Source organism: Halomonas salsilacus, from assembly GCF_051216275.1.
Lineage (GTDB): Bacteria > Pseudomonadota > Gammaproteobacteria > Pseudomonadales > Halomonadaceae > Halomonas.
The window spans coordinates 116,251-140,015 of sequence record NZ_JBPKAQ010000008.1 but is presented as its reverse complement, the minus strand read 5'-3'; the positions used below and the strand labels follow the sequence as shown (position 1 = coordinate 140,015).

Below are 23,765 nucleotides of genomic sequence, written 5' to 3'. Positions count from 1 at the left end.
GAGAAGTTACGCTGAAACTACAGCATGGGGATGAACGGAGAACACGCATGAAAAAAAGGATATACGTAGATAAAGCGAATCTCTATGCGCTGGCAGTCGCCAGCATCGTTTTTGTCCTCAGCATGATAGTGTCTCCGTTTTATATCTATGGTGATCAGGAATTCTATCGTCTTGTCTATGATGTCATTCCTAATCTAAATTTTGCTGATGCAGCTTTTTTCTATCAGCGCACTCTGTCATCCAACGAAATAGTTCATTTCTCTTTGGTTTATTTTCTGGGTGGGGTGATGTCGAAAGAAGTGATGATGTCAGCTCTAAATTTCTTGCTGGCATTCGCTTCTTTCCGGCTGTTGGTAAACCTGGGTGCTTACAAGTCAGTCGCGATATTCATCGTTCTTACCAACTTCTATCTTTGGATTTTGTATCTGCATGCAGAACGACTCAAGGTTGCATGCATTTTGATGTTCTTTGCCTGGATGGTGTTCGATAAACGTTTCCGCTTCGTGGTGCTTTCAGCTATTGGCCTGCTGGCACATGTCTCGACGATCATAATATTTATTTCATCACTATTGGTATATGCACGTGACGAGATAAAACAGTTCTTCACTGGCCTGCGTCTGAACAAAGTGTTCTTTATCGCGTTGCCTTTGATGGCTGTTGTGTTGGTGTTTTCCATTACTCAGTTGTATGACAAGTTTCTCGCCTATACTGACGATGCCGACATGATGACCGTCGGGCAGGCCTTGAGAATGCTGGTGTTCTTTGGAATGTCGCTGATTTATGCTAAGAAAAAGAGCGATGTGGTGATTGTCTATGCGTTTCTCATGAGCATGGTCGTCATGTTCAGCGGGGATCGGATAAATATGTTTGGTTACCTGGTATTCCTGTTTTTCTCGGTACACCACCGTGGCGGATTAAATATTGGTGTTGTGCTGACTTCACTGTATTTCATGACGACGACTTTCGGGATGGTTGATCGAGTAGTCGAATACGGGAATGCCTTCCATGGGCTTCTCGATTAATATTCTGATCGTGCATTAAAATAAGATGAACCTCCACGCGCCTTGAGACCGGGAGGAAAGCTTTTGCGACGATGATAATTGGACAAAGGGACGAGGTATCATGAAATCATTGGCGGTGAATGCCTGTAATCTGCATGCCGGTGGTGGCGTCCAAGTGGCTACTTCCTTCATCCACGAACTATCCTTGCTGGAAGAAAGTCGACAAGTTTCTCTCTTTGTCTCGACTGAAGTAGACACTAATTTAAGAGCCATGAATTTTGAAGCGGTTCGTTTCAAGAGCTACAAGGTGATGGACGTTTATGGTCTGGGGCAGTTAGGTTCGCCATTAAGGAAAGAGTTCAACCGATTCGATGTCGTATTTACCGTTTTTGGTCCGTTATACATGATTGGAAGAAGATTCAAGAGTGTGGTTGGATTTGCACAGCCCTGGATCATCTATCCAGATAATGAAGTCTATGCTGGTATGGAAACCCGCGACAGGTTAAAAACTCGCCTCCAGTTTAACCTGCAGAAATTGTTTTTTACCCTGGCGGATGATCTCGTCGTTGAACTTGAGCATGTAGAGAGAAAACTGCGTGAGCTGGGTGTAAAGAAAAGAATTCATGTCGTCTACAACTGTCTATCGAAAATGTATCTCCAGGAGTATACTTGTGAACCTGCGCATGTTGACTTTAGACGGTTATCACTGGGTGTGATTACACGAGATTATCCGCACAAGAACCTTGATATTTTGCCGCACGTAAAGCTGCTTATGAAAAATAAGTATAATATTGACGCGGTATTTAACGTGACTCTCAATGATGATGAGTGGAACGCCAAATCGGATACGTTCAAAAGGTGCATTACTAACGTAGGGTCATTGAAAGTCACACAGTGCCCGGATTTTTACCAGAAGCTGGATGGCGTTGTCTTCCCCAGCTACCTGGAGTGTTTTTCTGCGTCTCCGCTCGAAGCCATGGCGATGAAGAAGCCATTATTTGCCTCTGATCGTGGTTTTGTCAGGGATGTTTGCGGTGATTATGCATTGTATTTTGACCCGATGGATCCTGAGAGTATCGCCGATGTGATTTATACATATTTTTATGATGATGCCAGGGCCACTGTTGATCTGGAAGCTGCCAGGCAACATGCAGCAGGTTTTTCTAGCTCCAGTGTAAGAGCAAGAAAATATCTCGACATCATGATGTCGACCTGAACGTAGCAATCTTAAATAGGACTGGCACTAAATGGAACTGCGAGGGGCTGACATGAAAAACGCAAAAACTAATGACATCGTACTGATTACGGGTGGTACTGGATCTTTCGGGAAATCAATGGTCAACAGCCTGTTGGCTCTTGGGTACAAGGAGATCCGGATATTCAGCAGGGATGAGGCCAAGCAGGACGAAATGCGTACTGCCTATCGACGTGATGAACTCAAGTTCTATATCGGTGATGTTCGTGATCGGCAGTCTGTCGACAAGGCAATGCGAAATGTCGACCTTGTGTTCCATGCCGCAGCCTTGAAGCAAGTCCCATCCTGTGAGTTCTTTCCCCTTGAAGCCGTCAAGACGAACATCATCGGCAGCATGAACGTGATCGATTCGGCGGTCCATGCCGGTGTCAAGAGCGTCGTCTGCCTAAGCACCGACAAGGCCGTCATGCCGGTCAATGCGATGGGGATGTCCAAGGCGTTGATGGAAAAAGTTTCCCAGGCGGCTAGCCGCCAGCTCAACGATAATGAGACCACGGTATCTTGTGTTCGCTATGGTAATGTCATGTGCTCGCGTGGCTCGGTAATTCCACTCTTTATCAACCAAATCAAGAGTGGCAATCCGTTGACTATCACAGACCCCAATATGACGCGTTTCATGTTGTCGCTCGATGATGCAATTTCATTGGTACATTTTGCCTTTGAACATGCACGTCAAGGTGATATCTTCATAAAGAAGGCGCCTGCGTGTACGGTTTTGATGCTGGCAGAAACTCTAAAAGAGATGTTCAGCGGCGAGAACGAGATTCGCATTATCGGTACGCGCCATGGTGAAAAACTGTTCGAGACATTGGCAAGCTCCGAGGAACTGCGACGCTCCCAGGACATGGGAGACTACTACCGTGTGAGTTTTGACGACCGTGACCTTAACTACGATAAATATTTCACGGAGGGTGATGTAGAAGAGAGCCTTCAAGACGACTATCATTCTCATAACACCCATCAATTGACCAAGGATGAGTTGAAGGAACTCTTGTTGGCACTTCCAGAAGTCCGGGCAGCGCTCGATTACTGAATACAAGATGGAGATAACGATGAAGATTGTCATCACGGGTGCTGCCGGATTGCTGGGAACCCATCTGCAGTATTATCTGGGGTCGATCGAGGGTTACAAGTCAGCTGTTATCGCTCTGGATCGTAATAATTTCAATGACGATGCGTCTTTACGAGATGCCCTTGTCGCTGCGGATGTGGTCATCCATTGTGCCGGCATCAATCGCGATGAAGAGGCTGTTCTCGAGAACGGAAATCGTGCACTGGCTGAGCGGTTGGTAGAGATGCTGGATCGTATGGGCACTGCTCCCCATCTGCTGTATACAAATACGATACAACGAGGGTCGGACAGCGCTTATGGACGCGGTAAGGCGGCGGCGAGTGAAGTGTTCGGCGCATGGGCTACTAGAGCCGAGGCAGCTTATTCTGACCTGGTGCTGCCGCATATCTTTGGCGAGGGCGGGCGACCGTATTATAATTCTGTAGTTCTAACCTTCTGTGACCAACTTGCCAAGGGGGAGCCACTGTCCATCAATGGCAGTGGTCAACTTGAACTTATTCATGCCCAGGATGTGGCCGTAGCTTTCGTTGATCACTTCGAACGTGGTTTGACGGGCGAACGGCGTATCCTGGGGGTCTCGATCAGTGTGGCAGAGACTGCTGGCAAGCTTATCGCCATGCACGGCAGCTATACCAAGGGTATCATTCCGAACCTGGATGACCGTCTCGACCTGCAACTGTTCAATACGTTGCGCTCCTTTCTATATCCTGATTTCTATCCACGCGAGCTGACCCTGCATACGGATGAGCGTGGCTCACTCTTTGAAGCCGTAAAGAGCCGAAATGGCGGTCAGTCCTTCCTGTCGACGACCAAGCCCGGCATAACTCGCGGCAACCATTATCACTTCCATAAGGTCGAGCGCTTCCTGGTCATCAGCGGAGAGGCGGTCATACGTATCCGACGGCTGATGGACGATCACGTCGAATCATTTACTGTCAGCGGCGACAGGCCCGTTTTTGTCGATATGCCAACGTTTCATACGCATAGCATCACCAACATCGGGACGGACGATCTCTTGACACTGTTCTGGAGTCATGAACTATTCGATCCGGAACATCCGGATACGTATTTTGAACCCGTTCTCGATGACAAGGAGTGATCAATGAAAGTCATGACGATCTTGGGCACGCGGCCTGAAATTATTCGACTCTCGCGCGTGATGGCGGCCCTTGACGAGTTAGTCGATCACAAGCTCGTCCATACTGGTCAGAACTATGATTATGAACTGAACGATATCTTCTTCGAGGAGCTGTCTGTTCGTAAGCCTGATCATTTTCTTAACGTCGATACCTCGTCCTTGGGTCGCTGCCTGGGCGAAATCCTGATCAAGACCGAGCAGGTTCTGCTGGAGGAAAGACCCGATGCCGTATTGGTGTTGGGTGATACCAATAGTGCATTAGCCACCTTGATGGCTAAGCGTATGAAAATTCCTACCTATCACATGGAGGCAGGGAATCGCTGTTTTGATGCCAACGTGCCTGAAGAGATCAACCGTAAAATGGTTGATCATCTCGCAGATTTCAATCTTGTCTATACGGAACATGCGCGACGACATCTGATCAGTGAGGGGTTATCGCATCGGTTCATCTATCTGACCGGCTCTCCCATGCGAGAAGTTCTCGAGCATTGTCGAGACAAAATCGAAACGTCCAGCATCCTCGAAAAGTTGAACTTGAACAAAGGCCAATATTTTATCGTTAGCGTTCACAGAGAAGAGAACGTCGATAACGGTGATAGCTTGAAAAAGGTTGTTTCTTGTCTTGAAACACTATACAAAACATGGGGTTATCCCGTTATTGTTTCTACACATCCACGCACACGCAATCGACTCGAGTCATCAAGGTTGTTGAGCGATGACAAGAATATTCAGTTCCTTAAGCCATTCGGATTTTTCGAATACAATGCACTTCAGCTAAACGCTTTCTGTGCAATTTCTGACAGTGGCACTATCAGTGAAGAGTCTTCCATTCTTGATTTTCCAGCTGTCACCCTGCGACGCTCTATTGAACGTCCAGAAGCACTCGATACAGGGGCTATTGCGTTGAGCGGCCTTGATAATGCAGTTCTGATTGATGCTGTAAAGATTGCTACATCCTCAAGATCCGTATTTTCCAATTCTGCTCGTGAAATACCGGATGAGTACTGTGTACTCAATACATCTGAGCGTGTCGTTCGTCTGATCACTGGTACGGCAAAGCTGACCCATCATTGGCGGAACATGGATAATTTCAGTCGATACGACTGGTGAAGCCCGCGCATTGTTATTGCTTGAGCTGGTTGAGTACTGAAGATTAGACGATTTTATAGAATATGTAGCCCAGACCGTAATATATTCCTTGATTTGATCGTTAGCCATTTTTAAACCTGCCTTTTTTGATGTAATAACCTCCACACCTTCTCTCCTTACAAGATGAAAGGGAGTTCTTGTATGCTATTCAAAAAATCCGATCTTGCGATAGTTAATTATCACTTCTGGCCTAATGCCCAGATTATTGGTGAAACACTGCTTCGGTTTGTGGAGAAGGCTTCACTCCATGTCCGGGTCTCAGTGATCACCCAGAGTGACCTTGATCTAAGAAAAATACTCGATGAGAGCAATCGTGCTAGCGACGTCGATATTCGGAGTTGCCGATCTTTGACGGATTCATCATCCAGTTTTTTCATGCGGGTCGTAAATTCAATTTATTTCTTGATATGGACAGTTATTAACCTGCTGGCGACTCGACCCAAGACGGTGTATGTAGCAACTAATCCTCCATTGGTGGTCCCTTTCATTGTTTGTACATATGCGAAGATTTTTAAAGCAAAATACTATTTCCATGTTCAGGATATCCATCCTGAAGCGACCAACATTGTAGTGCCGTTAAATAGAATAGCGTTTAAAATATTAAGTAATATAGACTCCATTACTCTGCGTCACGCTGACGATATCATCACTCTTTCGAAGGGGATGGCGGACTATATTCGTTCCCGGTCGGGCACTAGGTCACCCATCACAGTGTTGGATAATCCTGCTGTTATCGATCTGGATCATTTCGCGCAGCCTCGCGATGGAGATGTTATCTTCTGCGGCAATGCTGGACGCCTTCAGCGCATTCCATTGATTATCGAAGCTATAAAACTGTACATCGATAGGGGGGGCGACTTGCGTTTCACTTTCGCCGGTGGAGGTGTGTATGCGAAAGATATTCGGCTGTTAGCCGATTCATACCCCAACGTTACCTATCTCGGCCTGGTACCTACAGAGGAAGCGGCAAGATTGTTGGTGCGCCATCGGTGGGGGTTGATGCCCATCGATGACGTGGTCACTCGTTACGCGTTTCCGAGTAAATCATCTTGTTATTTGGTCTCGGGCTGCAAGATTCTGGCGGTGTGCTCGGAAGAAACCAGCGTCGGGACATGGATAAAAGAAAAGGCGTGCGGAGAAGTTGCGAAGCCCGACGTTGAAAGTGTCGTTAGTGCACTGCAGATGATTGAAACTGACATCGCAAGTCAAAAGCAAAAAATGGCGACGGATGCATTATTGGGTGAGAAGCAATCAAATGACGCTTCCGTGCCCCACGCTTCGTTACCCGATCCCGGTATTCTGGCGTTCTATTCCGTCGAGCGGCACTCGGACATGCTTTTGAAGTTGGTCATTAACCCTTGCGAGCTTGAGATTAGGGAACTGGACCAGCGATCGGTCTAGTTTTTAATGTGAAAGCCGAGAGGGGGCATCATGGTCATTTATACCAATCTTGCTGTTGCGCTTTTTGGAGCCACGGTCCTCATGATGGCTACGGCGCATGTTGCGCTTCTTCTTGCCGCAGCGGCAGGGGGATTCTTACTGGTGAGGCGTTGGCCGTCTCTTTTTTACCAGTTAGATGATCTGATTCTACTGTTCTCCTTGTCTTTTTTTGGCTTGGCTTTTATGGGTATGGGGGCATTGCACGGCGACCTGGATGCGATGGTTAATCTTGTATGGCCTATTCTTCTTGTCCTGCCAATCATGGCGCTATTACTCTCCCGTCCCCCGCGTCTTAAATGGTTGTGGGGTGGGGTAGCCTTCGGCGCCTTGCTATCGGGTGGATGGGCGGTTTGGCAGACGATACTCGTCGGCCAGGCTCATGCTAATGGTCCACAAGGAGTTGATTCAATTGTCTTTGGTAATCTAAGCCTGCTGCTTTGCCTGATGTCACTTGCAGGCCTATCTTGGTCAACTCAGGCTTATCGTCGACGTACCTGGTTTGTGCTGCTGTCCGCGTCGGCCTTGAGCGGACTGTTGGCATCGCTGCTTTCAGGTTCGCGCGGTGGCTTGTTGGTTGTCCCTTTTGCGCTGTTAGTGCTGTATCGCGGATATCGGGCGGATCTTTCCAGGGGATGGTGGGTGACGCTTGTATCCTCCCTCATAGTGCTGATAGGCGCCTTCCACCTTGTTACCCATACTGACCAGATACTACCCGGTGGTGATATTTTATCTCTGCAAGGGGATGCTTCTCCGGATGTCATGTCATATATGAATGATGGCGAGCGCCTGGCGCTAAACAACCGCAGGGTGGATATCTGGCACATGGCGGGTCAGATGATTCTGGAGCAGCCGGTCCAGGGATTCGGTGACAGGGGGTATCAGGAGATGCTACGTTCTCGAATCGAGCAGGGGGCACTCGACTCAGAGAGCTCTTTATTCTTCCCTCATGTGAATAACGATGTGCTTGAAGCCTGGGCAAAGCGCGGCCTTCCCGGGGTTGTAGCATTGCTTTTATTATATCTTGCACCGATCCTGCTTTTCTTTCCAAGTCTTTCTGAGTTCGATCCGTCACGGCGCTCTCTAGCGATGGCTGGGGTATTGCTGTCAATAGCCTACATGGGTTTTGGAGTATCATATAGTTTCATGACCTATCCGTTGGCTATTACTTTCTATATGTTCTGGTTGATCGTCCTTTGGACCGCATTGCGGTGTCGCCCGGTGTGTCCCAGGAGAGCGTCCACCAACTCCAAATTTCGGACAGAAACGCTATGATTCTTGGGTACAAAGTAATAGATAAAAGGTGATGATATGAAACTTCAATGCCCACATTGTCATGGCTTTGGTGTTTACAAGGTAAAGTTGCGCTTGTGGCAGCGACTGATGCGTAGGGAGCAACACTATTATTGTTATGACTGCTATCAAACTACACCCCGTTCTGAGTTGCTTGAGGTGGCATGATTGTAATGCTTACCAATAATGCGTAAGAGGCTTTCTCAGTCTGCTACCCGTGACTCTTTCTGGAAAAGCATGTGGGGGAGGCAGGAAGTGCCTCATCGTAATCTTCCGCTCGCAGTGCTTCAACTAACATATCGCGCAGTACGATCAGGTAAGAATTCTCTAGTTCGCGCGACGCCGTTAATAGGGTGAGACGATTTCGTCGAGCGTAACGCATCAGTGGCATCAGGCTCTCCGGGTTGTCCCTGAGCTCCCCACGATAGCGAATCTCGAACACCTTGCTGCTGATAACTCCTTGATGGAATTGGCGCCTCAGCAGCGGGGAGGGAGAGGCTTCGACATACCAATCATTCAGAGACAGACTTTCTCTAGCCTTGCCTCTCGGCCATAACCGATCGGTCAATATGCGAAAACCATCATCGTTATCGACAAGTGCATAGATCCGCTTGAGGGCTATCTCGTAGGACATGATTTACTCTCGCTTGACGATTCCCTTATCCTAGCGATTCGTTTCGGATTCTGCCATCCCCTCGTCCCCCTGCTATTGCGAAAGCCACCAAATACCGCTGTTCTTCCCCCCTTTTCCTTCCTCCGCCAATTTCCTTCCTTCCCTCTCCTTTTCCTTCTTCTCCTGCTATCCTGTTGTGATCGTTGAATATTCACCCTTATGTTACATTATCTTTTCCTTTTATAGGCTGCTGCCATCGATTCCCTCGCGTCACATCCTTTTTTCTTGCTTGAAAATTCCAATTTTGCTAGCAATATGATCTTGTTTGGGTTAGAAAAATAATGATCCTACTTCAGCTGCGCACTCCTTTGCGGTGTATAATTAGTGTATATCATTATATCGGCTGATGACTTGGTGTGACCTTATTCCTTATTCCTTATTCCTTATTCCTTATTCCTTATTCCTTTTTTTATTGTATCTAGTTGCTTGTTAACGTCTTAACAAAGTGGTTGTAATGAGGTAACCGCTTCTCAGTTTTTATAGTTCAGCTTTACTGTTTATGTATTAAATTATTATTTTCGTCGATGACAAGGCAGGTCTAGTATGAGTGAACTCAAGGTTTCCAACGATACGTCGGCATATGAAGTGCCCGCTGTCCTGGACGAAAGGGGAGTTCTTTCGCGCCAATGTGTCCGTCAAGCCATTAAGACCATGGATACTCATGGTCTTGTCGTATTGACGAATCTTCTGACGGATGATGAGGCTGCTCATTGCCTCGACCTGATGCGTCAAACCATCGACGATCCGGCCCGTGTTCGGGGTTCCTTTGCCAGCGAAACGGATAACCGCTATGTTCGTCGTGATTTCTGTTCGCTTCCATCGATCCCGCCTGTAATTGGCTTCGCCGCTACACTGTGTCAACGATTAGAGGGTGTTCTATCGGAGTATTGTGGGCGAACGCGTTCGTTGCTCGAGATAACCACCTTGACCAGTTACCTGGGATCATCGCACCAGTATATCCACCGTGACCCATACGGTGTGATCAGCTTGTTCGCCGCCTTAGAGGATGTATCAGAGCAACAGGGTGGTACGGTCTTTGTTCCAGGTACTCATATGTACGGCGGTGCCGACAGGAAGCATGGGCGTAAGGCCTATGAGCTGATGGAACTTTTCAGAATAAAGTGCAATTTTCGTATACTTCGCCATAATTTCAAGAAACTTTGGAACATGCGCCGTGACAAACAGGCGCCCTTGGCCCCTGGCGAGTTTCGCGATCGTGTGTTTTCACCTAAGATGGATCACCATCAACCGAATCTACTGCGATTTCTGTCAGGAAAGAATAGTCAGTTCAGCATACGCATGCTGGGTCCACGTACGCTGTGGAAGCTTTTTCGAAATCGACAGGAGTTGAATGACCTGTTTCACCTCGTTCAAACTGCCCCAAGAAAAGGGTCAATCATTCTCTACCGCAGCGATCTCCTTCATGCTGGCCCTGACAACCGCTCCAAGGAACCGCGTCAATTCTTCAGCATGAGCATTGCACGCGATATCCTGGAACCCGAGCTCTGGTATGCTGGCTACGCGCCACATCCTACGTTGATCGCTGAACCAAGAAGCTATGGTGATTTTTTAAAGATGCCTCCGGAAAAAACCGTTCGGGTTCCTGAAGCAACTTTCTGAACGAGTCTTCCGGATCTGTAAGGCCCCATTGAAATCATCAGAAGGTTGTTCACCCTATCTTTCCTGAGTTGGTGATAGGGTGATGGCCTTCTGCCTTCTGCCTTCTGCCTTCTGCCTTCTGCCTTCTGCCTGGGTTATACGATTCCTGGTTCCTTTGTCTTTCCCGGTAATCAAGTGGTCTATCTAATATGGCCACCCCTACCTTCTTAAAAAAACCATTTACTCTACATTAGTAATATCAGCTGAGGATTTTTCCCGCGTTTCTCGTTTGTGTGTATACTTTTGTCACCAAAGGTATGTTTATGTGACCATTGGTGTTGCATTGGTGTTGCATTGTCAATATACATTACTGACGGGATTGATTATGGCTACTGCACTCGCTATGCATTCTCCTGCGCCTGTATCAGCGCCTATGCCTGCGCCAATGAGAGTGGCTGTTACTCAGCCCTATATTTTTCCTGCACTCAGCTATTACCAACTTGTTCGCTCAAGTGATATCTTTATTTTATATGATGATGTTAACTACATATCTCGTGGGTTCATCAATCGTAATACCTATCTGGATCGGGGCGTGCCCCGGCGCTTTACGTTGCCGGTCCCAGGTGCTTCAATCAATCGCAAGATAATGGATCTTCAGTATTCTGGCGATGTGAAGAGCATAATAGAAGGTATTCGCCATGCTTACGCGCGTTCTCCGTACTTTCAGGACGTATTTCCGTTAATCCGCGGTGTGTTAGAGCATCATGATCGCGATATCACGTCCGTTTGTCGTGCAGGTATCATGGCGGTCTTCGATTACCTTGGTCATTCTATTCACATACCCCGAGCGGCTGAACTTGACTATAATAGAAGCCTGCCTGCTGCCGACCGTTTGGTGGAGATCTGTCATCTTGTTGGTGGAGGTCATTACATCAACAGCCAGGGCGGAAAGAAACTATATGACAAGGAGAGTTTTTCAGCTCGAGGTATTCAGCTTTCATTTCTCAATCCTCGCCAGATCGAGTATGACCAAGGTGCCATTCCCTTCGTGCCCCAACTCTCCATCATTGATATTTTGATGCGCTGCTCTCGTGCTGAAACACGCTTTCTGCTCGACGAGTACGACCTAGAGTAACGATATTCTTTCATCACGCTAATTGTCTTGCTTGCGTTTGTTTTCCCTTCTTGGATGATCCTGAGTCTTGTACACGCAGCTCACTTCCCCCGGGGATCTCCCTGTGTGCACTGTTGGCATTGTTGCGTTGCCAGCCTCTGTGTACTCCTCGGCATTGTCTGGTTCGCTAGATTGCTGTGCCTCTTTCCCCTTACGGTACCTATTGGAATTGTCATCTTTCATGTCGTAATACAAGGCTAGGCATCGTATGAGAAAAATGATGATACATTTTGTTACCATTTCGCAATAATATGTATCATGCTGATGTCAGGGAAAATGATCGCGAGCGATAGCGCCCAGGTTGAGCACCCCAGGGTTACAAAAAAAACGCGCTATAGGGGAAAGGGGAAATGACAAGAATAATGCTTCTGGAAATGCTAAAGGCCGAGCGGGCTCGTGTCATAAGGGGTTTTCTGGACGGAGTTGACCTCGATGATTATGTGGACAAACTCCTGAATCATTCCGAGATCCTGGTGCGTTCCCGTGGTAATCGATGTCTAGGCATCCTGGCATTCTATTGCAACGATTCCCGGAGTCGAAGGGCATTCATTTCTCTTCTTCTGGTAGCGCCTGAAGCCCGGGGCCATGGAATTGCACGGGAGATGCTGGAGCAGGTTATGAGCATCACCCGCTCACGGCGTTTTCATAGTGTCGGCATCGAGGTGTCTCCGGACAATCGCTTGGCACAATCTTACTACCATCATTTTGGATTTCATGCCTGTGGTGTACGAAATAAGCTGATTTCAATGGAAATTGGTGCAGAAATAGTGAAGGGAGTCAAGACGGATACTTTGACTTTTCCCACTGACAATACGGTGATGAGGGTAGCGCAATGAACGTGAAGGAGCTGGACCGAGAGGCTTGTAAGCTAGCCTTCGAGACGCTGGGGCTGGTCAGCTTCGAGGCGGTGCTGGATGCTGAGCAGGTGCGTGAATTACGTCAGGATTGCCTGGATTGGATCGATCTGTGTACCGAGTATCAGATCCGATATGGTATCAATGATGCCGGCGATGGTACTGCTCACCAGGCGGTAGGCAGAGGCGACAGCATCGATCGATTTCTCGATAGTCACCTTTTCCATGAAGCCCTGTCCGTTTTCTTCGATGGTGGTCCCTATGCTCTCAATGCCTGCACGCCTGTCGGCGGCTTTCCCGAGGCTGATATCTATATCCACCGCATTCATCGCGACGTTGGTTCGTTTATTCCAGGCTATGCGCTTCGGACAAACATGCTGGTAATGCTTGACGACTTCACTGAGGAGAACGGCGCTACCTGGGTTTTGCCTGGTTCGCATCATTACAGGGATAAGCCTGACGATGAGGTCTTCGATCGTTACAGTCATCAGCTGCTTGGCAAGGCGGGGACCGTTGTGTTGTTCAACTCCTATGTCTGGCATCGTGGTGGTCTCAACAGGACAGGTAAGAATCGCACAGCCTTGACCTTAAGCTTCGGGAGACCCTTCCTGAAGCCGCAGATGGATTATGCCCGAATGCTGGGTGACGAGTATGCGGAAGGACTTGCTCCGCTGACCCGCCAAGTTCTTGGCTACAACTGTCGAGTCCCGACGAGTCATAAAGAGTGGTACCGCTTGCCTTCGGAACGTCTTTACCAGGCGGGTCAGGGGTAGCGTTTCAGTCGTAGAGTTCCTCGATCGTTTGTCTTGCCCGGGCCTTCCAGTGCCCGGGCCTTTCTGCGGCCTGTGTCAGCGCTTCCAGAGCTTGCTCTTTACGATTCATCCCTTTCAACGCCAATCCCAGGTTGAACCAGGCCACCGACAGGTCCGGCTGGACTGTGACAGCCCACTCGAAGGCTTCGATGGAGCCTTCGATGTCTCCGCGGGCATATCGGGCGTTGCCCAGGCCGAAATGCACCAGGCCGTTATCCGTGAAGCGCTTGGCCAGGGCCTCCCAGGCCGGCAGGGCGGTCTCGGCTCCCTGGAGGCTCTCGAAGTCGCTGATCGCTTCCATGGCGCGGTGAGGCCTCACGCCCGCCGGCAGGTCGCCCGGGGGCAGGGCAACAAACCCCCATCGTTCACTGCGCGCCCAGGTGGCGGCGAAGCGCCGGAAGGACTCGACCCGACGCGGCTCTTCGCCGCTGTGTAGTACCAGTTCGTTGCGATCCAGGTCGAAGCCGATGGCTACCGCGTAGTGCCACATGGGCCAGGCGGGCAGTGAGAGGTTCTGCATCACTACCACCGGATGGCCCTCGTTCAGCTCGAGCAGCAGGGCGTCCAGGTGGCCGTCGATCACGAAGGGAATCCGGCCGTGGCGACGCACGGTGGCCAGCATCTCCGGTTGTACGCTGCCCTCGCGGCCGGGCAGGAAGACCTGGGGGATCAGGGTGTCCACCGCCACGTCGACACCGGCGTCATTGAGCACCATGGCCAGCGACGCTGGGCCGCACTGATAGTCGCGCTGGGCGTGGAAGGGGACCTGGTCGAGCAGCAGGTGGCGGGGCAGGGCCTGCTGGGTGGTCTCGGCCAGCCGCGGGGTGCTGGCGCAGCCTGCCAGTGCGAATATCAGCAGTATCAACAGCATCAACGCGAGAACGCCCGCAGGGCGGGCGTTCCGTTCCGTTGCTGCAGTCTGCTGCCGGGTGAGGCAGTCGATCATGGCGGCCCCCTCAGCGGGTAAAGGGGAACACGTTGGTCAGGCCGAGGATATCGGTGACCAGCAGGATCACGAAAACGGCAAACAGTACGCCGATCACGCTGGCACCGGCGGGCAGCTGCTCTAGCTGCTCGGCCATCTGGGCCGCCTCGGCATCGGAGAGCGCCGCCACGCGGGCCTCGACCTCGGTCAGGTCAACGCCTTGGGTGATCAGTTGCTCACGAACATCGTCACGGGCGAGGATCTCGTGAATTCGCTCCCGATCGGCCTGGCCATGTTCCGCCTTCAGGGCGGCCTGGGTAGTGATCAGGTCGCTGTCGGCGGGGGCCGGGGCGGCGGCCACCGGGAGACTGCCCAACATCAGGGCGGCGATCAGCAGCGGGCTCAAGTAACGGCAGATTTTCTTCATCATGTCGGTGTTCCTTCTTCTTTATAGTGGGCTTCCGGCTCTTGGATGATCCACGCGTCGCGTCTTGGCGAACAAGTGTGGCGTCACGATGATACCCAACCAGTATAGGATGGAAGGGTGTGAGATTTCATGCCCTTGGCGGTCAACTCTTTGGTCGTTCACGCGATGCGGTAGGAGGAGGGCAGCTCGGCGAGCAGGCCGCGGCCGCCGGCGAGCGTCATGGCCAGGTCGTGGAGGCCGTCCTGCACCGGCAGCGCGGCGGCGCCCTTGATGGCCAGGTCGAGGCGCTGGGCGAACAGCAGCAGCTTGTGCAGTCGCTTGGCCGGCAGGCGACCGATAGCCTGCTGGTAGACGGGGCGGCGCTTCTCGAAGATCGAGGGCTTGTGGGCCTTGCAGGCGTGCTCAAAGCTCTGGCCCTGGTCGAGGTGCTGGTGCAGCGAGAGCAAAGTGCGCAGTTCGCGGGTCAGCGCCCAGAGCACGATCGGCGGTTCCACGCCCTCGCCCCTCAGGCCGGTCATAATCCGTGAGACCCGCACCCGTTCCCCCCTGAGGCAGGCATCGACCAGGGTAAAGACATCGTAGCGGGCGCTGTCTTCGACGCCACCCGCCACGTCCCGGGGGGAGACGCGGGTGTTGGGCGCCATCAGCAGGGCGAGCTTCTGCAACTCCTGATCGGCGGCCAGCAGGTTGCCCTCGGTGCGCTCGCCGAGCAGGCGGGCGGCTTCCAGGTCGAGGGTCAGGCCGTGACGCTGGGCACGGTCACGCAGCCAGAAGCCCAGCCGCGAGGGGTCGACCGGCCACACCGGCACGAAGAGCCCGGCCTTGTCGAGGGCCTGGAACCAGGCGCTCTTCTGCTGGCGGAAGTCGAGCTTGCCCATGGCCAGAAGCAGCACGTTGTCGCTGGCCTTGAGCTGGTCGGCATAGGCCTTCAGTGCCTTGCCGCCCTCCTGGCCCAGGTTATTGCCGGCCAGACGCAGTTCGATCAGCTTGGCGCTGGCGAAAAGCGACAGGCTGGCCGAGGCCTCATGCAGGCGCCCCCAGGCGAAGTTGCCCTCCACGTGGAGGATCTCGCGCTCCCCGATGCTCTTGGCGCGCGCCGCGGCGCGCACGGCGTCGCAGGCCTCGATATGCTGCAGCGGCTCCTCGCCGGCGACGATCACCACGGAGGGCAGCTTCTTCGCCAGGGCGTCAGCGAGCTTGTCGGGGAAGACTTTCAATAGAGCACCTTCAAAAGAGCACCTTCACAAGCTTCTCAGACGATCCAGAAGCTGGCGCACGGCGGTCTCATGCAGTTGCTGCCGGGCCTCCTCGCGCAGGTCGTCCTGGATCAGCAGGTTGGCGTCGCTCACCGTGTAGCGGGTTGAGACCTCCAGGCGCTGCTGGTCGAGCAGGTAGGCGCCGTCGCTTGTGCGCTGTACCGAGAAGGGGGCAATAAGTGTCATTTCCTCCTCACGAGGGCCCGAGTCCATCACGCTGAGGTTGCGTCGCTGGAACTCGGGCTGGCCCAGGTTGAGCACCCGTTCGGCGCCGCCATGCACGCGGGTGCCGGCGGCCTCAAGCCGCTCCCGGACGAGCCGCGAGAGATCGCTGTCCGGACCGGCCAGGGCCAGCTCATCGATCACCTCGGTGGGCTCGCCGAAGCCGCGCAGCCGGAAGCCGCAGCCGGCGAGCGCGAGGCCGGCGCTACCCGCCAGGCCCAGGGTAAGAAAGTTGCGTCGCTGCATGGGGTCACTCCCTCTGACGCGCTGGGCTCAGCCCACCACGATATTGACCAGCTTGCCGGGCACCATGATCACCTTGCGCACCGTCTTGCCTTCGGTATGGCGCTGAACGTTCTCGGCGGCGAAGGCCTCAGTCTCGACGGCTGCCTTGTCGGCGTCGGCGGCCACCTCGATGCGGGCGCGCAGCTTGCCGTTGACCTGCACCACCAACTCGATGATGTCTCGAGCCAGGGCGGATGAATCCACCGCCGGCCAGGTCGCATCGATGATCGGCTCGTCATGGCCCAGTTCGGCCCACAGGGCGTGACAGGCATGGGGCACGATGGGGGCGAGCAGCAGCACGCAGGTTTCCACCGCCTCGCGGGCCACGGCCAGGCCCTGGGGCGTGGTGACCGCGTACTTCGAGAGGGCGTTGGTGAGCTCCATCACCGCGGCGATGGCGGTATTGAAGGTGGTGCGCCGGCCGATGTCGTCGCTGGCCTTGGCGATGGTCTCGTGGGTCTTGCGGCGCAGCTCGCGCTGGGCCTCATTTTCAGTCTCGGTCAAGGCCTCGACATCGAGATTGTCGGGCTTGCCGCCGGCCAGGCGCTCGGCCTCCAGGTGGTCGGATACCAGGCGCCACAGGCGCTTTAGGAAGCGGCTGGCCCCCTCGACGCCGGCGTCGGACCACTCCAGGGACTGCTCCGGCGGGGCGGCGAACATCATGAACAGACGCACGGTATCGGCGCCGAAACGATCGATCATCGACTGGGGGTCGACGCCGTTATTCTTCGACTTGGACATCTTCTCGATGCCGCCCATCACCACCGGCTGGCCGTCCTCGATCAGCACGGCGCTGAGCGGACGCCCCTTGTCGTCACGCGTGACCTCGATGTCGGCAGGGTTGAACCACTGCTTGCCGCCGTTCGCGGTCTCTCGGTAGTAGGTCTCGGCGATCACCATGCCCTGGGTGAGCAGGCGCTGGAAGGGCTCGTCGACGTTGACCAGGCCCAGGTCGCGCATCAGCTTGGTGAAGAAGCGCGCGTAGAGCAGGTGCAGAATGGCGTGCTCGATGCCGCCGATGTAGAGATCCACCGGCAGCCAGTAGTCGGCGCGTTCGTCGAGCATTGCCTCCTGGTTGTCGGCGCAGCAGAAACGCGCGAAGTACCAGGAGGACTCCATGAAGGTGTCGAAGGTGTCGGTCTCGCGCACCCAGCCGTCACCCAGGTCGCTGAACGCGGGCATGCGTTTGAGCGGCGAGCCGGAGGCGTCCACGGTGACCTCCATGGGTAGGGCCACCGGCAGCTCCTCGTCGGAGAGCGCCACCGTCTGACCCTCGGGGCCGTACTTGACCGGAATCGGCGCGCCCCAGTAGCGCTGGCGGGCCACGCCCCAGTCGCGCAGGCGGTAGTGGATCTTGATCTCGCCGCGGCCGAGCTCGGCGAGCCTGGCGGCGATGGCATCGAAAGCCGCCTCGAAAGCGAGGCCGTCGAACTCCCCGGAGTGGATCAGGGTGCCGTAGTCGTCATGGGCGCCTTGTGAGAGATCCGGCGCCTGGCCGCTGGCATCCGCGATCACCGCCTCGATGGGAATGCCGTACTTGGTGGCGAACTCCCAGTCGCGCTGGTCGTGGGCGGGTACCGCCATCACCGCGCCGGTGCCGAACTCCATCAGCACGAAGTTGGCCACATAGACCGGCACCTCTCGGCCGGTGAGGGGATGCACCGCCACATGGCCGGTAGGCATACCTTTCTTCTCGCGGGTGGCGAGCTCGGCCTCGGAGGTGCCGCCCCGGGCGCACTCCTCGCAGAAGGCGGCCAGCTCGGCGTTACCCTCGGCGGCCACCTTGGCCAGGGGGTGTCCGGCGGCCACCGCCATATAGGTGACGCCCATCAGAGTGTCGGGACGGGTGGTGTAGACCGAGAGGGCCTCGCAGGCGGAACCGTCCGCGCTCTTTATGTCGAATGACAACTCGACGCCGCGGGATTTACCGATCCAGTTGCGCTGCATGGTCTTGACCTGCTCCGGCCACTCGATGGTGTCCAGGTCAGCCAGCAGTTCGTCGGCGTAGTCGGTGATACGCAGGAACCACAGTGGAATCTCCTTGCGCTCCACCAGGGCGCCGGAGCGCCAGCCACGCCCATCGATCACCTGCTCGTTGGCCAGCACGGTCTGATCCACCGGGTCCCAGTTCACCGTGGACATTTTCTTATAGACCAGCCCCTTCTCCACCAGCTTGGCGAAGAACCACTGCTCCCAGCGGTAGTAGCTCACATCGCAGGTGGCGAACTCGCGGCTCCAGTCGTAGGCGAAGCCCAGCGCCTTGAGCTGCGCTCGCATGTAGTCGATGTTCTCATAGGTCCACTTGGCCGGCGGGACCTGGTTCTGGATGGCCGCGTTCTCGGCCGGCATGCCGAAGGCGTCCCAGCCCATGGGCTGCAGCACATTCTTGCCCTTCATGCGTTGGTAGCGAGAGACCACATCGCCGATGGTGTAGTTGCGCACATGCCCCATGTGCAGCTTGCCGCTGGGGTAGGGGAACATCGACAGGCAGTAGAACTTCTCGCGGCTGGCGTCCTCCACCGCCTTGAAGCACTGGTTCTTGTCCCAGAACTGCTGGGCGTCGCGTTCGATTTCTTGGGGCTTGTACTGTGCGTCCATCGCTGTCTGTGGGTACCTTGCAAGTCGGCGCGTCCCCCGGTAGCGACGCGCGGTCGTGGCTTGTCCGGCGTCATGTCCTGGGGCCAGGAGGGCGACAAGACGTTGAACTGCCGGCGGGAAGTCGTCTAAATGGTAGGCAAGGATACCCCAGCACGGCCTAGCCCGGCTATGCCCGGCCGGGCCGGCTCACCGCAGGAAAAGGAGCAGACCATGAGCGAATCTAGGCAACCCCAACCGGACCACCGCCTGCGCGAGGGTTATGAGCGCATGCTCGAGCGCCTGCGCGAGGGGGCCCAGGAGCTGACCTGGGAGAACCTGCAGCAGGAACTCGATGACGCCGTGGAGTTCGAGGCCGAGCTCGAGGAGTTCACCAAGGACGAGCTGTCGCTGCTGCGCGCCTGGGTGGAGCGCGACCTCAAGGACATGCGCCGCTACCTGAGCGCGGGCGGTGAAGGGGTGGCCGCCTGGCTCGGCATCGACCTCTCGGCACTGTCGCGCAAGGTCAGCGAGTCGCTGCTCTCCATCGCCGACCGCAGCGTGGTCGAGCGTGAGCGCTTCGAGGAGGATCTTGAGGCCGCCCAGGCGGACTACTGCGAGGGTGAAATGGCGGTGCCAGGCCGCATGGCCTGCGTGCACTGCGGCGCCGAGGTGGATCTCCCCGAGTTGACCCGCATCGAACCCTGCCATCAGTGCAATCACCGCTACTTCAAGCGGGTGTCGAAGTAGAGGGTTACAGCCAACCATCCAGCACCAGGATGGCGGCCACTACCAGCAGGGAGACCGCCGCCGCATAGCCCAGGTTGTGACGCATCATCACGCCACCGCTGACGCCATAGCGCCCCTGCAGCGAGAGGTTGATGCCGGAGAGCGGGCCCACGCTGGTGCCCACCGCCCAGGAGGCCAGCGCCACGAAGGCGAACAGGGTCTGGCGGCTGCCCGACAGCTCCAGCATCGAGGCTAGCACCGAGACGCCGATGATCGGATGCAGTCCGGCCACGGCGCTTGTCACGATGGCCAGGAAGCTGGCGATCGCCTGGGGGGCGCCGAAGTGGACGAATAGCTGCCACTCGCTGCCGGTGGCGGCGCCGATGAAGGCCGAGAGCCCCTGGGTCAGCAGGCCGGCGCAGAGGAACAGCGAGATCTCGCCGCGCATGACCGGTAATCGCTCCAGCGTGTGGCTGCGCACCCGTCGCAGCGTCCAGCGCGCCCCCCGGGGCAGGTTGCTCGCCAGCGCCACCGTTGGCAGCAGGAAGGTGATGATGCTGACGATGGAGAGCCCCGGGGTCAGGCCATAGTGGAAGAGCAGCACCAGGGCGGCCATGCCCACCGGCATCAGCAGGCTCTTCGGCTAAAGCGAGTAGCCGGCCACCCGGGAGAGGTCAAAGCGCCGCGACAGGTCCAACAGCGAAATCGTGCCGGCCAGCATCGCCAGCGGCAGGCCAAGGGCCAGGATCGTCGTGAAGCGCATCTCCGGCGCCAGGGTCATCACCACGCCCATGGAGGCAAAGAAGGGCGACCAGAGTGCCGCGCTGGAGAGCCCGCGGTTGAGCGCGAGCAGCTGCGGCAGGGAGAGCTCGCCGTGGCGCCGAAGGCGATCCCCTACCATGAATACCGTGGAGAGGTTGAGGATGGCGCCGAGCAGGTGCACGCCGAGCCAGGTGCCGGCGGTGCCGCGCCGCCCGGTCACGGCGCTGCCGGGCGGGGCGGCGTGTCCCTGTCGCGTGCCGATCAGGCCGATGAAGCTCACCCCCACCAGCATGGCCACCACATAGCTGTTGCCGTCCAGCAGTCGGTGCCAGGCGATCTCTGCGCCGTAGCCCAGGGTCGCGACAAGCGCCAGCGCCAAACCCAGCGCCGCCAGGATGCCGGCCTGGCGACGATTGCCCCGCTTGAGGTCCGGCCAGAGAAGCAGAACGGCCAGCCAGAAGGCGGAGCTGACCGCCGACAGGGCAATCGGTAGCCCGGCCAGGCGCAAGACCTGAAGGGCCAGCCCGATCAGGATCAGGCCGCCGGCGAGGGCTTGGCGAGGCAAAATCGGCGGGGAGGGTGGCGGTAACATGAAAGCGGACTCTTTGTGAAGATGTTGAGCAGTCTAACGAATTTACCGTTCGGGTGCCCTGGCCGCCGGCTCCCGGGCTGCCTCGAGCAGTCTCAGCATGGCCCGGGCGGCGTTGGAAAGCGTGCGACTGCGGTGCACCAGGTAACCTAGCGGGCGGTGGATGGGCGGGTGGTCGATGGTCAACTCTTGAAGCTCGCCTGCCACCAGGCGCTCTGGTAGCAGGCTCCAGCCCAGGCCGATGGACGTCATCATCTTCAGCGTCTCCAGGTAATGGGTGGAGAGCACCACCGGCAGGCGCAGGCCGACGGCGGCGAAGCGCGCCTCGATCAGGCTCCGGGTGAAGGTGAGGGGGCCGGGCAGCACGGCGTCAAACTCGCACAGCTCATGCAGGGCCAGCCGTCCTCGGGCGGCCAGCGGATGGTCCGAGGCGCAGACAAAGTCGAGTCGGTCGATCCACACCGGCACCACCTCGAGCTGCGGGTCGGGGTGGGGGGCCAGGGTCACCACGGCGATCTCCAGGGTGCCGTCGAGCACCCCCTGGTAGGCCTCCTCGGAGTCCAGGAAATGCAGGTCGAGGCGCACCTCGGGGTGGGCCCGGGTATAGGCCTTGAGCAGCGGGGGCAGGCGGTGCAGGCCGATATGGTGGCTGGTGGCCAGCGTCAGGCTGCCGGCCACGTCGCCCGAGAGGTTGCCCAGCGCCCGGCGGCTGTCGTCCATCATCACCAGGATCTGCCGCGCCCGGGGCAGCAGGAGTCGTCCCGCCTCGGTGAGGCTGATGCTGCGGCCGATGCGATCAAATAGCCGGGCATCGATCTGGGTCTCGAGGACCGCGATGCGCTTGCTCACCGCCGGCTGGGTCAGGTGCAACTGCTCCGCGGCGCGGGAGAAGCTGCCGCTCTCGGCCACCGCCAGGAAGGCCTGCAGGCTCTGGGTATCCATGGCGCCTCTGTTTATTTATTCCCTAAAGGAATGCAATACATAAATAACATGAATTGATTTTATGAGCGAGGGGCGGGAGACTTGCCTATCCAAGGGCCAAGGGCCAAGGGCCAAGGGCACTCACAGACCGGATACGACAAGAGGGCCGAGGGCCCGGGAGAGCGATATGTCAGGCCAGACACTCTATGACAAGCTGTGGTCACAGCACCTCGTCAAGGAGCGCGATGACGGCACCGCGCTGATCTACATCGACCGCCAGCTGCTCCACGAGGTGACCTCGCCCCAGGCCTTCGAGGGCTTGCGCCTGGCGGGCCGCAAGCCGTGGCGCCTCGACGCCAACCTGGCGACGCCCGACCACAACGTGCCCACCACCGTGAAGGAGCGCGCCGAGGGCAATGCCGGCATCAAGGACCCGGTGTCGCTGATCCAGGTGCAGACCCTCGATGACAACTGCGTCGAGTTCGGCATCGAGGAGTTCAAGATCAACGACCCGCGTCAGGGCATTGTCCACGTGGTGGGGCCTGAGCAGGGCGCCACCCTGCCGGGCATGACCGTGGTCTGCGGCGACTCCCATACCGCTACCCACGGCGCCTTCGGGGCACTCGCCCACGGTATCGGCACCTCCGAGGTGGAGCACGTGCTCGCCACCCAGTGCCTGCTGGCCCAGAAGATGAAGAACATGCAGGTGCGCGTCGAGGGTGAGCTCGGCGTAGGCGTCACCGCCAAGGACGTGGTGCTGGCCATCATTGGCAGGATCGGCACCGCCGGCGGCACCGGCTGCGCCATCGAGTTCGCCGGCAGCGCCATCCAGGGCCTCTCCATGGAAGGCCGCATGACGGTGTGCAACATGGCCATCGAGGCCGGGGCCCGGGTCGGCCTGATCGCCGTGGACGACACCACTATCAAGTACCTCGCCGAGCGCCCTTTCGCGCCGACGGGCGAGCAGTGGAAGGCCGCCGTGGCCGACTGGCACGGGCTGGTCTCCGACGCCGATGCCGAGTTCGACAAGGTGGTGACCCTGGATGCCGCCGAGATAGAGCCGCAGGTCTCATGGGGTACCAGCCCCGAGATGGTCACCGGGATCTCCGGCGAGGTGCCGGACCCGGCCGATCAGGCCGACGACACCCTGCGCAGCGGCTATGCCCGGGCGCTTCAGTACATGGGGCTGGCCCCCAGGCAGAAGATCACCGATATCCGCCTCGACAAGGTGTTTATCGGCTCCTGTACCAACTCGCGCATCGAGGACCTGCGCGAGGCGGCCAAGGTTGCCCGCGGGAAGAAGGTGGCGGATTCCATCAAGCTCGCCATGGTGGTGCCGGGCTCTGGCCTGGTGAAGCGCCAGGCCGAGGCAGAGGGCCTGGACCGCGTCTTCACCGAGGCGGGCTTCGAGTGGCGCGAGCCGGGCTGCTCCATGTGCCTGGCCATGAATGCCGACAAGCTCGGCGCCGGTGAGCACTGTGCCTCCACTTCGAACCGCAACTTCGAGGGCCGCCAGGGCTATGGCGGGCGCACTCACCTGGTCAGCCCGGCCATGGCCGCCGCCGCCGCCATCGCCGGTCACTTCGTTGATGTCCGCACCCTTGAGGAGGCCTGAATC

The 23,765-nt window shown here is 56.2% G+C and carries 22 protein-coding genes; 13 read left to right on the top strand and 9 right to left on the bottom strand.

The annotated features are described in order from the left end of the window. Window positions 1-47 precede the first annotated feature (47 nt). The 7 genes from ACR80S_RS12770 (at window position 48) to ACR80S_RS12740 (ending at window position 8,327) form a co-directional block, all read left to right on the top strand. A complete protein-coding gene (locus ACR80S_RS12770; RefSeq protein ID WP_435400214.1) occupies window positions 48-1,022 on the top strand; it encodes a hypothetical protein in 975 nt (324 codons plus the stop codon). Between the two features lie 100 nt (window positions 1,023-1,122). Further along, window positions 1,123-2,217: a glycosyltransferase family 4 protein gene (locus ACR80S_RS12765; RefSeq protein ID WP_435400213.1), complete on the top strand. Its 1,095-nt coding sequence runs from the start codon at window positions 1,123-1,125 to the stop codon at window positions 2,215-2,217. A 52-nt stretch (window positions 2,218-2,269) separates the two neighbouring features. Next, window positions 2,270-3,289, top strand: coding sequence for an SDR family NAD(P)-dependent oxidoreductase (locus tag ACR80S_RS12760; protein ID WP_435403377.1), 1,020 nt, complete (start codon window positions 2,270-2,272; stop codon window positions 3,287-3,289). Between the two features lie 19 nt (window positions 3,290-3,308). Continuing rightward, window positions 3,309-4,427, top strand: coding sequence for a polysaccharide biosynthesis C-terminal domain-containing protein (locus ACR80S_RS12755; RefSeq protein ID WP_435403376.1), 1,119 nt, complete (start codon window positions 3,309-3,311; stop codon window positions 4,425-4,427). Between the two features lie 3 nt (window positions 4,428-4,430). After that, window positions 4,431-5,576 carry a non-hydrolyzing UDP-N-acetylglucosamine 2-epimerase gene (wecB, locus tag ACR80S_RS12750; RefSeq protein WP_435403375.1) on the top strand — a complete coding sequence of 382 codons (1,146 nt, stop codon included), beginning with the start codon at window positions 4,431-4,433 and terminating at the stop codon, window positions 5,574-5,576. 180 nt (window positions 5,577-5,756) lie between these two features. Next, on the top strand, window positions 5,757-7,016 hold the full coding sequence (locus ACR80S_RS12745; protein ID WP_435403374.1) for a glycosyltransferase family protein: 1,260 nt from the start codon (window positions 5,757-5,759) through the stop codon (window positions 7,014-7,016). Between the two features lie 30 nt (window positions 7,017-7,046). Beyond that, a complete protein-coding gene (locus ACR80S_RS12740) occupies window positions 7,047-8,327 on the top strand; it encodes an O-antigen ligase family protein (RefSeq protein ID WP_435403373.1) in 1,281 nt (426 codons plus the stop codon). 229 nt (window positions 8,328-8,556) lie between these two features. Here the strand turns inward: ACR80S_RS12740 and ACR80S_RS12735 are convergent, their stop codons facing one another. Then, window positions 8,557-8,979 (bottom strand): DUF488 domain-containing protein, encoded by a 423-nt coding sequence (locus ACR80S_RS12735; RefSeq protein ID WP_435403372.1) that lies wholly within the window; start codon window positions 8,977-8,979, stop codon window positions 8,557-8,559. Window positions 8,980-9,561: 582 nt separating this feature from the next. Here ACR80S_RS12735 and ACR80S_RS12730 point away from each other — a divergent pair. The 4 genes from ACR80S_RS12730 (at window position 9,562) to ACR80S_RS12715 (ending at window position 13,418) form a co-directional block, all read left to right on the top strand. Further along, window positions 9,562-10,638 (top strand): phytanoyl-CoA dioxygenase family protein, encoded by a 1,077-nt coding sequence (locus tag ACR80S_RS12730; protein WP_435403371.1) that lies wholly within the window; start codon window positions 9,562-9,564, stop codon window positions 10,636-10,638. Window positions 10,639-10,942: 304 nt separating this feature from the next. After that, window positions 10,943-11,752, top strand: a complete 810-nt coding sequence (locus ACR80S_RS12725) for a WbqC family protein (RefSeq protein ID WP_435403370.1) — start codon at window positions 10,943-10,945, stop codon at window positions 11,750-11,752. A gap of 389 nt (window positions 11,753-12,141) precedes the next feature. Continuing rightward, window positions 12,142-12,627 carry a GNAT family N-acetyltransferase gene (locus ACR80S_RS12720; RefSeq protein ID WP_435403369.1) on the top strand — a complete coding sequence of 162 codons (486 nt, stop codon included), beginning with the start codon at window positions 12,142-12,144 and terminating at the stop codon, window positions 12,625-12,627. After that, window positions 12,624-13,418 carry a phytanoyl-CoA dioxygenase family protein gene (locus ACR80S_RS12715; RefSeq protein WP_435400203.1) on the top strand — a complete coding sequence of 265 codons (795 nt, stop codon included), beginning with the start codon at window positions 12,624-12,626 and terminating at the stop codon, window positions 13,416-13,418. The genes ACR80S_RS12720 and ACR80S_RS12715 overlap by 4 nt, the downstream gene beginning before the upstream one ends. 4 nt (window positions 13,419-13,422) lie before the next feature. Here the strand turns inward: ACR80S_RS12715 and ACR80S_RS12710 are convergent, their stop codons facing one another. The 5 genes from ACR80S_RS12710 to leuS form a co-directional block, all read right to left on the bottom strand. Further along, window positions 13,423-14,403, bottom strand: coding sequence for a PA2778 family cysteine peptidase (locus ACR80S_RS12710; RefSeq protein WP_435403368.1), 981 nt, complete (start codon window positions 14,401-14,403; stop codon window positions 13,423-13,425). A 10-nt stretch (window positions 14,404-14,413) separates the two neighbouring features. Next, window positions 14,414-14,809: a PA2779 family protein gene (locus tag ACR80S_RS12705; protein WP_435403416.1), complete on the bottom strand. Its 396-nt coding sequence runs from the start codon at window positions 14,807-14,809 to the stop codon at window positions 14,414-14,416. A gap of 158 nt (window positions 14,810-14,967) precedes the next feature. Continuing rightward, window positions 14,968-16,026 carry a DNA polymerase III subunit delta gene (gene holA / locus ACR80S_RS12700; protein ID WP_435403367.1) on the bottom strand — a complete coding sequence of 353 codons (1,059 nt, stop codon included), beginning with the start codon at window positions 16,024-16,026 and terminating at the stop codon, window positions 14,968-14,970. A gap of 24 nt (window positions 16,027-16,050) precedes the next feature. After that, complete coding sequence (locus ACR80S_RS12695) at window positions 16,051-16,533, bottom strand: LPS-assembly lipoprotein LptE (protein ID WP_435400200.1); 483 nt, start codon at window positions 16,531-16,533, stop codon at window positions 16,051-16,053. Window positions 16,534-16,560: 27 nt separating this feature from the next. Beyond that, window positions 16,561-19,170, bottom strand: a complete 2,610-nt coding sequence (leuS, locus tag ACR80S_RS12690) for a leucine--tRNA ligase (RefSeq protein ID WP_435403366.1) — start codon at window positions 19,168-19,170, stop codon at window positions 16,561-16,563. Between the two features lie 210 nt (window positions 19,171-19,380). On the opposite strand from leuS, the gene ACR80S_RS12685 reads away from it, so the two are divergent. Beyond that, window positions 19,381-19,896 (top strand): zinc ribbon-containing protein, encoded by a 516-nt coding sequence (locus tag ACR80S_RS12685; RefSeq protein ID WP_435400198.1) that lies wholly within the window; start codon window positions 19,381-19,383, stop codon window positions 19,894-19,896. Window positions 19,897-19,900: 4 nt separating this feature from the next. Here the strand turns inward: ACR80S_RS12685 and ACR80S_RS12680 are convergent, their stop codons facing one another. Genes ACR80S_RS12680 through ACR80S_RS12670 form a run of 3 tightly spaced genes read right to left on the bottom strand, consistent with a single transcriptional unit; the run spans window position 19,901 to window position 22,168 of the window. Continuing rightward, window positions 19,901-20,503 carry a hypothetical protein gene (locus ACR80S_RS12680; protein WP_435403365.1) on the bottom strand — a complete coding sequence of 201 codons (603 nt, stop codon included), beginning with the start codon at window positions 20,501-20,503 and terminating at the stop codon, window positions 19,901-19,903. A 15-nt stretch (window positions 20,504-20,518) separates the two neighbouring features. Next, window positions 20,519-21,229: a hypothetical protein gene (locus ACR80S_RS12675; protein ID WP_435403364.1), complete on the bottom strand. Its 711-nt coding sequence runs from the start codon at window positions 21,227-21,229 to the stop codon at window positions 20,519-20,521. 42 nt (window positions 21,230-21,271) lie between these two features. Then, a complete protein-coding gene (locus ACR80S_RS12670; RefSeq protein ID WP_435400196.1) occupies window positions 21,272-22,168 on the bottom strand; it encodes a LysR family transcriptional regulator in 897 nt (298 codons plus the stop codon). 166 nt (window positions 22,169-22,334) lie between these two features. Here ACR80S_RS12670 and leuC point away from each other — a divergent pair, with 166 nt between their 5' ends. After that, window positions 22,335-23,762 carry a 3-isopropylmalate dehydratase large subunit gene (gene leuC / locus ACR80S_RS12665; protein ID WP_435400195.1) on the top strand — a complete coding sequence of 476 codons (1,428 nt, stop codon included), beginning with the start codon at window positions 22,335-22,337 and terminating at the stop codon, window positions 23,760-23,762. The last annotated feature ends 3 nt before the right edge of the window (window positions 23,763-23,765 follow it).

Coding starts and splice junctions, on each gene's coding strand:
- ACR80S_RS12770 (WP_435400214.1), top strand. CDS start 48: ATGAAAAAAAGGATATACGTAGATAAAGCGAATCTCTATGCGCTGGCA.
- ACR80S_RS12765 (WP_435400213.1), top strand. CDS start 1,123: ATGAAATCATTGGCGGTGAATGCCTGTAATCTGCATGCCGGTGGTGGC.
- ACR80S_RS12760 (WP_435403377.1), top strand. CDS start 2,270: ATGAAAAACGCAAAAACTAATGACATCGTACTGATTACGGGTGGTACT.
- ACR80S_RS12755 (WP_435403376.1), top strand. CDS start 3,309: ATGAAGATTGTCATCACGGGTGCTGCCGGATTGCTGGGAACCCATCTG.
- wecB (WP_435403375.1), top strand. CDS start 4,431: ATGAAAGTCATGACGATCTTGGGCACGCGGCCTGAAATTATTCGACTC.
- ACR80S_RS12745 (WP_435403374.1), top strand. CDS start 5,757: ATGCTATTCAAAAAATCCGATCTTGCGATAGTTAATTATCACTTCTGG.
- ACR80S_RS12740 (WP_435403373.1), top strand. CDS start 7,047: ATGGTCATTTATACCAATCTTGCTGTTGCGCTTTTTGGAGCCACGGTC.
- ACR80S_RS12735 (WP_435403372.1), bottom strand. CDS start 8,979: ATGTCCTACGAGATAGCCCTCAAGCGGATCTATGCACTTGTCGATAAC.
- ACR80S_RS12730 (WP_435403371.1), top strand. CDS start 9,562: ATGAGTGAACTCAAGGTTTCCAACGATACGTCGGCATATGAAGTGCCC.
- ACR80S_RS12720 (WP_435403369.1), top strand. CDS start 12,142: ATGACAAGAATAATGCTTCTGGAAATGCTAAAGGCCGAGCGGGCTCGT.
- ACR80S_RS12715 (WP_435400203.1), top strand. CDS start 12,624: ATGAACGTGAAGGAGCTGGACCGAGAGGCTTGTAAGCTAGCCTTCGAG.
- ACR80S_RS12710 (WP_435403368.1), bottom strand. CDS start 14,403: ATGATCGACTGCCTCACCCGGCAGCAGACTGCAGCAACGGAACGGAAC.
- ACR80S_RS12705 (WP_435403416.1), bottom strand. CDS start 14,809: ATGAAGAAAATCTGCCGTTACTTGAGCCCGCTGCTGATCGCCGCCCTG.
- ACR80S_RS12695 (WP_435400200.1), bottom strand. CDS start 16,533: ATGCAGCGACGCAACTTTCTTACCCTGGGCCTGGCGGGTAGCGCCGGC.
- leuS (WP_435403366.1), bottom strand. CDS start 19,170: ATGGACGCACAGTACAAGCCCCAAGAAATCGAACGCGACGCCCAGCAG.
- ACR80S_RS12685 (WP_435400198.1), top strand. CDS start 19,381: ATGAGCGAATCTAGGCAACCCCAACCGGACCACCGCCTGCGCGAGGGT.
- ACR80S_RS12680 (WP_435403365.1), bottom strand. CDS start 20,503: ATGCCGGTGGGCATGGCCGCCCTGGTGCTGCTCTTCCACTATGGCCTG.
- ACR80S_RS12675 (WP_435403364.1), bottom strand. CDS start 21,229: ATGTTACCGCCACCCTCCCCGCCGATTTTGCCTCGCCAAGCCCTCGCC.
- ACR80S_RS12670 (WP_435400196.1), bottom strand. CDS start 22,168: ATGGATACCCAGAGCCTGCAGGCCTTCCTGGCGGTGGCCGAGAGCGGC.
- leuC (WP_435400195.1), top strand. CDS start 22,335: ATGTCAGGCCAGACACTCTATGACAAGCTGTGGTCACAGCACCTCGTC.